This is a genomic window from Salinicola sp. JS01 (assembly GCF_030284585.1).
In the GTDB taxonomy this organism is placed as follows: Bacteria; Pseudomonadota; Gammaproteobacteria; order Pseudomonadales; family Halomonadaceae; genus Salinicola.
The window spans coordinates 3,793,831-3,803,219 of record NZ_CP127244.1; the positions used below are offsets into that span (position 1 = coordinate 3,793,831).

The 9,389-nt window shown below is 65.2% G+C and carries 15 protein-coding genes; all 15 read left to right on the forward strand.

Annotated features, from left to right (window positions below; translation table 11 throughout):
• Nucleotides 1–97: 97 nt before the first annotated feature.
• The 15 genes from QO259_RS17295 to QO259_RS17365 all read left to right on the forward strand — a co-directional run bounded on the left by QO259_RS17295 (nucleotide 98) and on the right by QO259_RS17365 (nucleotide 9,388).
• On the forward strand, nucleotides 98–490 hold the full coding sequence (locus QO259_RS17295; protein WP_285950924.1) for a LuxR C-terminal-related transcriptional regulator: 393 nt from the start codon (nucleotides 98–100) through the stop codon (nucleotides 488–490).
• Nucleotides 487–780 (forward strand): hypothetical protein, encoded by a 294-nt coding sequence (locus QO259_RS17300; RefSeq protein ID WP_285950925.1) that lies wholly within the window; start codon nucleotides 487–489, stop codon nucleotides 778–780. The genes QO259_RS17295 and QO259_RS17300 overlap by 4 nt, the downstream gene beginning before the upstream one ends.
• Complete coding sequence (locus QO259_RS17305; RefSeq protein WP_285950926.1) at nucleotides 771–1,052, forward strand: hypothetical protein; 282 nt, start codon at nucleotides 771–773, stop codon at nucleotides 1,050–1,052. Before QO259_RS17300 ends, QO259_RS17305 begins: the two co-directional genes overlap by 10 nt.
• Nucleotides 1,053–1,919: 867 nt before the next feature.
• The gene (locus QO259_RS17310) at nucleotides 1,920–2,252 is read left to right on the forward strand and encodes a hypothetical protein (protein WP_285950927.1); all 333 of its coding nucleotides are present in this window, start codon (nucleotides 1,920–1,922) and stop codon (nucleotides 2,250–2,252) included.
• A 9-nt stretch (nucleotides 2,253–2,261) separates the two neighbouring features.
• The gene (locus QO259_RS17315) at nucleotides 2,262–3,977 is read left to right on the forward strand and encodes a DNA cytosine methyltransferase (protein ID WP_285950928.1); all 1,716 of its coding nucleotides are present in this window, start codon (nucleotides 2,262–2,264) and stop codon (nucleotides 3,975–3,977) included.
• Between the two features lie 28 nt (nucleotides 3,978–4,005).
• Nucleotides 4,006–5,004 (forward strand): recombination-associated protein RdgC, encoded by a 999-nt coding sequence (gene rdgC / locus QO259_RS17320; protein ID WP_285950929.1) that lies wholly within the window; start codon nucleotides 4,006–4,008, stop codon nucleotides 5,002–5,004.
• 49 nt (nucleotides 5,005–5,053) lie between these two features.
• A complete protein-coding gene (locus QO259_RS17325; protein ID WP_285950930.1) occupies nucleotides 5,054–5,293 on the forward strand; it encodes a hypothetical protein in 240 nt (79 codons plus the stop codon).
• Nucleotides 5,281–5,547 (forward strand): hypothetical protein, encoded by a 267-nt coding sequence (locus QO259_RS17330; RefSeq protein ID WP_285950931.1) that lies wholly within the window; start codon nucleotides 5,281–5,283, stop codon nucleotides 5,545–5,547. The genes QO259_RS17325 and QO259_RS17330 overlap by 13 nt, the downstream gene beginning before the upstream one ends.
• A gap of 7 nt (nucleotides 5,548–5,554) precedes the next feature.
• Nucleotides 5,555–5,797: a glutaredoxin domain-containing protein gene (locus QO259_RS17335; RefSeq protein WP_285950932.1), complete on the forward strand. Its 243-nt coding sequence runs from the start codon at nucleotides 5,555–5,557 to the stop codon at nucleotides 5,795–5,797.
• Nucleotides 5,794–6,039 carry a hypothetical protein gene (locus tag QO259_RS17340; RefSeq protein ID WP_285950933.1) on the forward strand — a complete coding sequence of 82 codons (246 nt, stop codon included), beginning with the start codon at nucleotides 5,794–5,796 and terminating at the stop codon, nucleotides 6,037–6,039. The genes QO259_RS17335 and QO259_RS17340 overlap by 4 nt, the downstream gene beginning before the upstream one ends.
• Nucleotides 6,036–6,572 carry a hypothetical protein gene (locus QO259_RS17345; protein ID WP_285950934.1) on the forward strand — a complete coding sequence of 179 codons (537 nt, stop codon included), beginning with the start codon at nucleotides 6,036–6,038 and terminating at the stop codon, nucleotides 6,570–6,572. The genes QO259_RS17340 and QO259_RS17345 overlap by 4 nt, the downstream gene beginning before the upstream one ends.
• A 6-nt stretch (nucleotides 6,573–6,578) precedes the next feature.
• Nucleotides 6,579–6,866, forward strand: a complete 288-nt coding sequence (locus tag QO259_RS17350) for a hypothetical protein (RefSeq protein WP_285950935.1) — start codon at nucleotides 6,579–6,581, stop codon at nucleotides 6,864–6,866.
• A gap of 132 nt (nucleotides 6,867–6,998) precedes the next feature.
• The gene (locus QO259_RS17355; protein ID WP_285950936.1) at nucleotides 6,999–7,376 is read left to right on the forward strand and encodes a hypothetical protein; all 378 of its coding nucleotides are present in this window, start codon (nucleotides 6,999–7,001) and stop codon (nucleotides 7,374–7,376) included.
• A gap of 44 nt (nucleotides 7,377–7,420) precedes the next feature.
• A complete protein-coding gene (locus QO259_RS17360; protein WP_285950937.1) occupies nucleotides 7,421–9,028 on the forward strand; it encodes an SNF2-related protein in 1,608 nt (535 codons plus the stop codon).
• A gap of 9 nt (nucleotides 9,029–9,037) precedes the next feature.
• Nucleotides 9,038–9,388, forward strand: coding sequence for a hypothetical protein (locus QO259_RS17365; protein WP_285950938.1), 351 nt, complete (start codon nucleotides 9,038–9,040; stop codon nucleotides 9,386–9,388).
• Nucleotide 9,389: the final 1 nt, after the last annotated feature.

Below are 9,389 nucleotides of genomic sequence, written 5' to 3' on the forward strand. Positions count from 1 at the left end.
TTTGCGCCCGATGTTTAGTTTTCTGAATTTTCTGTTTGACGATGGCGTTTAGATAGATATACGCTGTGTTCAGAAAAACAGACGCAGGAAGCTGAACATGGAAATCATCCAATCCGGGTGGCGCGCAAAAGCAAACCCCGACAGGACCAAGGGAGAGCTCGCCCCGCGCGAAGCCGCCCACCTGATCTGCCTCGCCATCGGCATGACTCGCAAAGAGATCGCCAGGGCGACCAACTGCCAACCCTCGACGGTGGCAAAAAGCCTCCAGCGCGCCTACTGCCGGCTAGGCGTTGATAGAGCTTCAGCGGCTGTTGCTGAGGCTATGCGCCGCGGCTGGATCGCCCCGCTGCTGCTGGCGATCACGATCAGCGCGATCTCGCCCGACGTGCACATGCAGCGCCTGCGCTCCAGCGGCGGCCGCCAGACGATCAGCATCACGAAGCTGACCCGCCGCCAGGAAAGCCACGACGTCAGCGGGGTGGCCGCATGAGCCTCAAGACCTTCTGCTACCCGGCGCACCAGATCGTTGCTGTCTACGACGAGCAGCTCTGCACCAACGGCCAGCCCGACCTCGGCGTCCAGTATCAGGGCCGCCTGCGCGAATGGGGCGCACCCGCCAGCGGCTACCGCCCGGCGCTCTTCCTGCCGGCCAAGCAGCGCATCGTCGTCATCACCGACAAGTGCTTCGGCCGCGAGATCAACGCCCGCGCCTGGATCGCCGACCAGATCCGCCTGATCGCCATCGCCCGCAAACGCAAGGAGGAGGCCTCATGCGCCTGATCACCAGCCCCCTGGCCGGCGTGGCCGCCACGATCACCACCCTGGTGGTGCTCACCGTGGCTTCTACCGACCTGCTCGGCCCGAGCGACTACGACGTGCAGCTCATGCAGCAGGCCCGCTACTGCGACGGCGTCGCTACCTGGCGCGCCGAAGCCGCCCGCGGCGTGCCACCGGCCCGCCGCTACGGCCACCCCGACTACGACGGCATCGCCGCCGAGGTCTGCGCCCCGTCGCTCAGCAGCACGAACAGCAACGCCTACGCCAGTAACTGATTGACGCAGCCGCCAGCGCACGGCGGCCTGCAACTGAGAGCGTCCGCGCCGCGGGCGCTGCCAGATGCAGCAGCTCTTTAACAACTCGGACCCCACGCGGCACCCGCAGCGCAAAATCTGCGGGTCATCGGGAAGGGCTCTGCAGCGTCGGTGGCTTAACCACCGGGTGAATCTGCGGGCTCGGTGAAGCAGAGCCCTTCCCGATGCGGTGAAGTTGGCCAGCCGTTGAGCCAGAACGTCACTGCTGCCCGCTTAGGGCCGGCCAAACGCTATGGCAATGACCGTCGCAGGGCTCTTGAGTACGCGATCAAGGGTATCGCTCGAAAGACGGCCACCGCATCGCCCAGCAGCGAGCCGACAACCAAGGCTGCGGAAGCTGCCCCGGACGCTGTAACCGGGATCGACAAGGGAGACGCCGGCCCTCCCCGACAAGCTGCCGGCTATCAGGAGATTCGGCCCATGTAGACAGCAACGGCGAGAGCCGCCCCCGAGCGTCGAGTTGTGCCACCACCAGCCAGGGCATCCAGGGCTGTACCACTCGACGGAACCATGAACCTGTGAAAGGCGCCAACCGCGAATGGCAGCGCCCGGAGGAAGCCCGACGCCCAACCCATAGACGACCGCGACGGCTGCAATTCGCAGCGGCCGAACCGGCGCCGCGCCAGCAGGGCGATATCTGCTGGCCATCGGGAAGGGCTTTCCCGCGGCCGTTTCCGCCCCGGCGCGATCGCGGCGAGAGCCCTCCCCGATGCCAAGGCATCTCCTGCGTACCACTTCGCCCGGCCCCGCGCCGGGCGCTTTTCAGATGCCCAACCGGTAAAGATTCCTTACCAGTTCAACGCCCCATGCCGGGCACAGGAGGATCACATGTCGACGTTCGCCGTGTTCGGCATGACTGAGGCGCACGCCAAGCAGATGGCTCAGCGGCTCAAGCCGAAGTACCTGCCGAAGCAGCAGCGCTGGGAGACCCAGGCCGAGTACGAGGCAAGGGCTGCCGAGGTCGCTGAAAAATACCTGGATAGCGAGCGAGCTGTGCAGGTGTCGCCGCTCTTCGACGCCCCCCAGTTCTGCGACCAGTTCATGGACCTGGCACGCCGCGCTGGTCGCAGCCGGTCGCTCACGATCCGCCGTCGAGAGACGCGCGTCATCAATGAAGGCAAGAAGCAGTGCCGGCGCACGACGTGGCACGAATACCCTTAGGAGAGCCCAATGACGAGCCTACGCCTCAACCTCGGCCACGAGCTGGTGGTGGACAACTTCGCCGGCGGTGGTGGTGCCAGTGAGGGTATCGAACAAGCCCTGGGGCGGCCGGTGGATCTGGCGATCAACCACGACGCCGCCGCGATCGCCACCCACACCGCCAACCACCCTGAGTCGCGCCATGCCGTCGCCGACGTCTGGGACATCAACCCCGACGAGGCCACCGGCGGCCAGCCAGTCGGGCTGGCGTGGTTCTCGCCAGACTGCCGCCATCACTCCAAGGCTAAGGGCGGGCGCCCGGTGAGCAAGAGCGTGCGCGGCCTGGCCTGGGTATCTGTGCGCTGGGCAGCCCGGGTGAAACCGCGGGTGATCATCTTGGAGAACGTCGAGGAGTTTCTCGACTGGGGCCCGCTGGTCAAGAACGCCAAGGGCCAATTGGTGCCAGACCCGGCGCGCAAGGGCCAGACGTTCCGCGGCTTCGTCCGCTCGCTCAAGCGACACGGCTACAAGGTCGACTGGCGCATCCTGCGAGCCTGCGATTACGGCACACCGACGATCCGAAAGCGGTTGTTCCTGATCGCTCGCCGCGACGGCCTGCCGATCTCCTGGCCCAAGGCTACCCACGGCGACCCGGCGGCGCCGGCTGTCCAGCGAGGCAAACTTGCCGCTTATCGCACCGCCGCCGAGTGCATCGACTGGTCTATCCCGTGCCCCTCGATATTCGGCCGTAAGCGTGAGTTGGCAGAGAACACGATGAAGCGGATCGCCAAAGGCGTGATGCGCTATGTCGTCGAAAGCGGCGATCCGTTCATCGTGAAGTGCAACCACACGGCCAGCTGGTATGACGCCTTTCGAGGGCAGGGAGTGGGCGAGCCACTGCAAACGCTCACCACCTCGCCAGGCTTCGCGGTGGTCGCGCCCCACATCACGAAGTTCCGCAGCGGCGCCGTGGGCCACCGTGCTGACGAGCCGATGCACACCATCACGGCCAACGCCAACGTGAACCGGCCCGGCGTGAACCCGGGCGGCGCCGCGCCGCTGGGGCTGGTGTCGGCAACGATGGTGCAGACCGGTTACGGCGAGCGCCCAGGCCAATCGCCGCGCACGCTCGACCTGCAGAAGCCGCTCGGTACCGTTGTCGCCGGCGGCGGAAAGCACGCACTGGTGGCCGCGTTTCTGGCCAAGCACTTCACCGGCGTAGTCGGCGACAGCCTGACCAACCCGGTGCCGACGATCACTGCCACTGACCACAACGCCCTGGTCGCCGCCAGCATGGTGAACCTCAAGGGCAGCGAGCGCGGCGGCAGAGACATCGCCGAGCCGATGCCGACGGTATGCGCCGGCGGCACCCACGCCGCGGCTGTCGCCGCCTTCCTGGCGCCCTACTACGGCAGTGGGTCCGGCGAAACCGGCCGCGACCTCAACGCCCCGGCGCCGACGGTCACAACCAAGGACCGCTTCCAGCTGGTCACGGTCACCATCGCTGGCGAGCAGTACGTCATCACGGACATCGGGATGCGCATGCTGCAGCCGCACGAGCTCGCCGCGGCGCAGGGCTTCCCCAGTCATTACCGATTCGCCGAGATCGACGGCAAGCCGGTACCGAAGCACACCCAGGTGCGCCTGATCGGCAACAGCGTGTGCCCGCCCATGGCCCGCGCCCTGGTCAAGGCCAACTTCACCCACGAGCAGAAATTCATGGCCGCGCCGGCGAACGCTGCGTGAAGCCAAAACAACGCCAGGAGACAAGACGATGCACCTGAGAAACTCGGCCACCTACCGCGCCTCTCTGCCCGACGCTAAAACGCTTGAGGAGAGCCTGACGGAGAGACTGCCCTATCGAGACCTGCACGATTCGGAGCTGACTCGGCTCTGCTTCGTACCCAACGCTCGGACCGGGGAGCTGGTCACCAGCTTTGACAATGGCTACTCAATCACCATGCGCGTCGACGAGCGGGTGATTCCTGCGAAGGTCCGCCAAGCACGCTTCGAAGAAGAGATCGAGGCTTTCGAGAAGCGGAGCGGCCGTTATCCATCACCCGAGGAAAAGGCCGGCATCCGCGAACGCATCCTGGGCGAGCTGTGCAAGAGCGCGCTGGTCGATTACCACACCGTCAACGCCTACTACCACCCCGCCAGCGAGCTGCTGTTCGTTGATACCGCCTCGAAAAAGGATGCCGACCGCGTCATGCGTGCGCTGGTCATGGCGTGCGACACCGTCAAGACACAGACGATCCACGTCAACAGCCTGACCAAGGGGCTCACCGCAAAGCTGATCGACCACATCGAGAACGGCACCGCCGAATACCGTCCCTTCGGACAGCTCGGAATCGACGACACCGTGAAGATGGCTCACGCCACAGGCGGAGAAGGCACGGAGCGGGTCACCTACCAGTCAGTCGACGTCGGCAGCAACCGCGAAGTTCTGAAGCAGCTACACCGCGGCTTCGAAGTCGAGGACTTGGGTCTCGTCTACCGGTCGGTGTACTTCCGACTGACCAAGGACTTCAAGCTCAAGTCCATCACCTGGGACATTCTCATCGAGCCCGATGAAGAGTCCGCCGGCGAGGACGAAGCTCATGCCTGGCGCGTCAATGCGATGGTCGGCATTTCCCTCCTGGTCGAGATCGTCAACGAGCTGTGTGCCCTGGTCGACTTCGAGTTGCCGGCCTTGCCCGAAGCTCCCTCCAAAGACGGCGATGAAGCCACTGGCCAAAGCGGCGAGGCCGAGACACACACGCCGACACCGTAACGAGAACGCCGGGCCCGCCAGCCCGGCGGACACCTCACAGGAGGCATTCATGAAAGACAACCCTTTGAATCGGCTCCGTGTCCGCCGCGGATCGGAGCTGCCTTGGGCAAAGCTCGATGAGCGCAAGGTTGCAGAAATCAACGCCATCGTCGATCGGCGCAACGAGCTACGGCGGGAGCTGAGCGAACTCACCAACGCCAAAATCGCGGCGCGATACGGGGTGCACCAGCGCACCATCGATCGCGTCACCACCGGGGAAAATTGGGGGCACGTGCCATGCCATACGTAACCGTCGATGTGGATGTGGATCTTAGAGAATTCGATACCGACGACCTTGCCGAAGAGCTGAAAAAGCGCAACCGGCAGGCTGCTGAACCAGGGCAACAGTCGAATCTCATCGACTGCACCTGGGACCCGATCGAGGGAAAGAGCTTCAACCAGCTACTCGATGCGGTCTATGAGGCTCGAATCCTGGGGAAGGATGCCAGGGTGCTGGAGCTGATCGACCGCCTTATCTACTCGGCCACCGGCCGCATCGTCTGAGGCTCACATGACCATCACCGTCTACACAGGCCCGGCCTGCCCACGTTGCGAAGCCACCAAGCGCGCGCTCGACAAGGCGGGCCACGGGTACAGCACGTGGGACACCGGCGAATCAGATCGCGAGCGTTTCCGAGCCGCCGGCCACCGGTCACTGCCGGTGGTGGTGGTCACCAACGACCACGGCGAAACGCTCGACGAGTGGTCGGGTTTCCGCCCGGACAAGATCAGCGAACTGGAGCAGCAGCCATGAATCGAGAGGTGCAACGCAACGCTCCTGGCGGCGGCCGGCTTTGGCTATCGGCAGGCGCCTGGAAGCTGGGCGGCCAGCAGCCGGTGCCGCATCTCCACCAGCAGCCGGCGAGCAAGACCCGGACCACCACCGGCGACCTTAGCAGCCAGGAACGGCAGCGCGCCGCGGCAGAGAAGCGGGCCCGGCGCCAGGCCAAACGAGCGCGGGACGCCCGCCGCCAGCAGGAGGGGCAGCAGCAATGAACATCGCATGGAAGATCACGGCATGGCTGTCCAGTCGCCGACGCATCGCTGACTGGCTCATCACTCGGAGCCAGCGAACACCCTACTTCGACATCGTGAAGAACGGCGAGAACTACATGCGCCGCTGGTGGCTGTTCAACCCCTACGACCACGAGACACGGAAAACCCGACACCGGTGGTGCCCGATCTCGATCCGCGTTCACCACATCATGAAGCCCGACGATGATCGCCACCTGCATGACCACCCGTGGAACGCTCGAACGATCATCCTCCGCGGCAGCTATCTCGAGGAGGTGGCGCCGTACAGCGGCCCGGACATGAACGGAGGATTCCGCCACGGGCTGGGCTCACTTCGAGTCCGCCAGCGTGGCGACACCGCTCGAATCGGCTATGGGCAGTTTCACCGCATCACCAGCGTCAGCCGCGACGGCGTCTACACCCTCTTCATCTCCGGCGCGCACCGGGGCACCTGGGGCTTTCTCGTCGGCGGGCAAAAGGTGCCCTGGCGCGAGTACCTGGGCATCAAGGAGTGAACCACCATGGCCATTCAGATCGAACACCCAATCACAGGTCGGCTGGTCGACTTCTTCGAGCTGGCTGAAGAGACCGGGCTGCACGAGAACACCCTGCGCAAGCGGTATCAGAAAGGCCGACGCGGCGCGGCGCTGATCGAGCCGGTCTCTGAGAAGACGCACCGGCAGCGAATCGAATCCAGCCAACCGGCCGCCGTTCGCCGCCGGATGCTTCAGCAGCGCGCCGACTACCTCGCCTCGCCCGCGGGCGTGCTCGCCACTCACCTTTTCCGCGACTACCGGAGCGCGCGGTGACGCTCTACATCGTCGCCCCGCTCTGCGTCGCTCTGGCTGCCAGGGCGGCCGGGTGGTGCCGGCGCCAGATGGCCGCCACCAACCGCCAGTGGGCCGACGACAACCGCGACTGACCAACCACACGAGGCAGCCATGACACCACCGGCCAACATTGCCGCTTCCCTGCTCTGCTCATTCCTCGCCGCTCAAAGGATCGACGCCGTGGTCGAGAAGCGCGCCCAGGCTGACCTCGAGTCGGCGCTCATCGCCGGCGGCTGGCGCTTCTCCCGCGAGCACCGACTATCCGATCGGGATATCCCCGACTTTCTGGTGAAGGTCGAGGACGTCGCGGTGGTGATCGAGCTGAAGATCCGAGCGCAGCGTAAGCGGATCTATCGCCAGCTCGAACGCTATGCCCTTCACGATTCAGTCGACGCGGTGGTGCTGCTGACTGGTACCGCGATGCAGCTACCGCTAGAAATCAACGGCAAGCCCGCGCGGGTTGCCTCTCTCGGAGCCGGATGGCTATGACGAAGACCTACGGAACCCTTCGCCGAGCTGGCGACGGGTGGCAGATGAGCGACATCCCGCCGCATGTCGCGATACGCCTCAAGCAGCTTTTCCCGCGGGTGCCGAAACACCAAACCGGCACCTTCAGCTTTCCCAATGACCGCCAGCACTGCGCCGACCTCTCCTGGTTCCTGCAGCGATACCCCATGGCGATGACACTGGATGATCAGCTATCGCTAGACGGCGGCCGGGCGCAGTACGAGCAGAGCCAGGCCGAAATGGAGCAGATCCTGCGCCCGGACTACCGACCCAACGAGCGGTCGGGCCTGCAGCCGGGCCAGGTCGTTCGCCTGTATCAGGGCCAAGCTGTGGACCTGTGCCTGGCGCGCAACGCCCTGCTGCTGGGCGACGACGTTGGCCTCGGCAAAACCTACACCACCGCAGCACTGCTGCTCGAGCCCGGGGCGCTGCCGGCCGCAGTGGTGATGCAGACCCACCTGCAGGATCAGTGGCGGGAGAAGATCGAGGCCTTCACAACGCTGAAGGTTCACAAGATCAAGGGCACCAAGCCCTACGAGCTGCCGCCAGCCGACGTCTATCTCTACCGCTACAGCCAGCTGCTGGGGTGGATCGACACATTCGGCGATGGCTTCTTCAAGGCGGTTGCGTTCGACGAGATCCAAGAGCTGCGCCGCGGCACTGAGAGCGGCAAGGGAGAAGCCGCCAAAGCGCTGGCCAGCGCCGCGGTCTACCGCCTGGGGCTGTCAGCCACCCCCATCTACAACTACGGCGCCGAGATCTGGAACGTGATGCAGTTCCTCGACGACGCAGTGCTGGGTAGCTGGTACGACTTCGCGCGCGAGTGGCTGAAAGATGATCGCCAGGTGGCAGACCCGGAGGCCCTGGGCTCGTACCTACGAGAGCAGAACATCATGCTTCGCCGCACCAAGCGCGACGTCGGCCAGCAGATGCCGGCGATCAACACGATCGTCGAGCATATCGACAGCGACGACGACGCGCTGGCATCGATCGATGACCTAGCCCGCCAGCTCGCACTGAAGACCACCACTGGCTCTTTCATGGAACGCGGGCGCGCTGGCCGTGAGCTGGACCTGCTGGTGCGGCACGCCACTGGCGTGGCCAAGGCGAAGAACGTGGCGCGCTACGCCCGCATTCTGCTGGAGGCCGATATGCCCGTGCTGCTGATGGGCTGGCACAGGGACGTCTACGACATCTGGCTGCGAGAGCTCGCCGAGTATCGCCCGGCGATGTACACGGGCAGCGAGAGCGACGCGCAGAAACGGGAGTCGAAGCGGCGACTGGTAGAGGGCGAGACGAATCTATTCATCATGTCGCTGCGCAGCGGCGCTGGGCTGGACGACCTGCAGCACCGTTGCTCGACGGTCATCTTCGGCGAGCTGGACTGGTCGCCACAAGTGCATGAACAGATCATCGGCCGCCTGGACCGAGAAGGTCAGCTCGAACAGGTGACCGCGATCTATCTCAACACCGACCAAGGCTCTGACCCGCCCATGGTCGAGGTGCTCGGCGTGAAAGCCAGCCAATCGACGGGCATCGTCGACCCGGGCCGCCAGTTCGCCGCCAGGCACTCCGACAAGACACGCATCCAGGCGCTGGCCGAGCGGTTTCTCGCCAGCCGGAAGGCGGCATAGGGAGGCTAGATGGCGAAGAGCAAGCCATTCCACTGGCATGAGCCGGCGACAACGGCATGCCCGCAGTGCGACGGCACCGGCGAATTTCGCGGGATGTTCTACAGCAGCCCCTGTGCCAACTGCGACGGCACCGGCCTCGTCGGCGAAAACGGCGAGCCGCTGAAGCCAGAGGAGCTGCTGCCAACTATGCGCCGCCAGCGCGACCGCGCCGTCGCCGATCTTGACGGCGCCCGCCAGCACTACCGACAGCTGCTGCAGATACCTGGGGTCCGAGAAGCGCTCGCCGCTCAGCAGCAACGAGAGGAAGAGCGACAGCGTGACGAAGACATGGCGCTACGCAAGCGCCTCCGGGGAGGGTGAG

What these genes read in the sequence shown, in the direction of transcription:
- QO259_RS17310 (WP_285950927.1), top strand. Translation starts at nt 1,920, where the DNA reads ATGTCGACGTTCGCCGTGTTCGGCATGACTGAGGCGCACGCCAAGCAG.
- QO259_RS17305 (WP_285950926.1), top strand. Translation starts at nt 771, where the DNA reads ATGCGCCTGATCACCAGCCCCCTGGCCGGCGTGGCCGCCACGATCACC.
- QO259_RS17335 (WP_285950932.1), top strand. Translation starts at nt 5,555, where the DNA reads ATGACCATCACCGTCTACACAGGCCCGGCCTGCCCACGTTGCGAAGCC.
- QO259_RS17355 (WP_285950936.1), top strand. Translation starts at nt 6,999, where the DNA reads ATGACACCACCGGCCAACATTGCCGCTTCCCTGCTCTGCTCATTCCTC.
- QO259_RS17345 (WP_285950934.1), top strand. Translation starts at nt 6,036, where the DNA reads ATGAACATCGCATGGAAGATCACGGCATGGCTGTCCAGTCGCCGACGC.
- QO259_RS17300 (WP_285950925.1), top strand. Translation starts at nt 487, where the DNA reads ATGAGCCTCAAGACCTTCTGCTACCCGGCGCACCAGATCGTTGCTGTC.
- QO259_RS17365 (WP_285950938.1), top strand. Translation starts at nt 9,038, where the DNA reads ATGGCGAAGAGCAAGCCATTCCACTGGCATGAGCCGGCGACAACGGCA.
- QO259_RS17295 (WP_285950924.1), top strand. Translation starts at nt 98, where the DNA reads ATGGAAATCATCCAATCCGGGTGGCGCGCAAAAGCAAACCCCGACAGG.
- QO259_RS17350 (WP_285950935.1), top strand. Translation starts at nt 6,579, where the DNA reads ATGGCCATTCAGATCGAACACCCAATCACAGGTCGGCTGGTCGACTTC.
- QO259_RS17330 (WP_285950931.1), top strand. Translation starts at nt 5,281, where the DNA reads ATGCCATACGTAACCGTCGATGTGGATGTGGATCTTAGAGAATTCGAT.
- QO259_RS17360 (WP_285950937.1), top strand. Translation starts at nt 7,421, where the DNA reads ATGAGCGACATCCCGCCGCATGTCGCGATACGCCTCAAGCAGCTTTTC.
- QO259_RS17315 (WP_285950928.1), top strand. Translation starts at nt 2,262, where the DNA reads ATGACGAGCCTACGCCTCAACCTCGGCCACGAGCTGGTGGTGGACAAC.
- QO259_RS17325 (WP_285950930.1), top strand. Translation starts at nt 5,054, where the DNA reads ATGAAAGACAACCCTTTGAATCGGCTCCGTGTCCGCCGCGGATCGGAG.
- QO259_RS17340 (WP_285950933.1), top strand. Translation starts at nt 5,794, where the DNA reads ATGAATCGAGAGGTGCAACGCAACGCTCCTGGCGGCGGCCGGCTTTGG.
- rdgC (WP_285950929.1), top strand. Translation starts at nt 4,006, where the DNA reads ATGCACCTGAGAAACTCGGCCACCTACCGCGCCTCTCTGCCCGACGCT.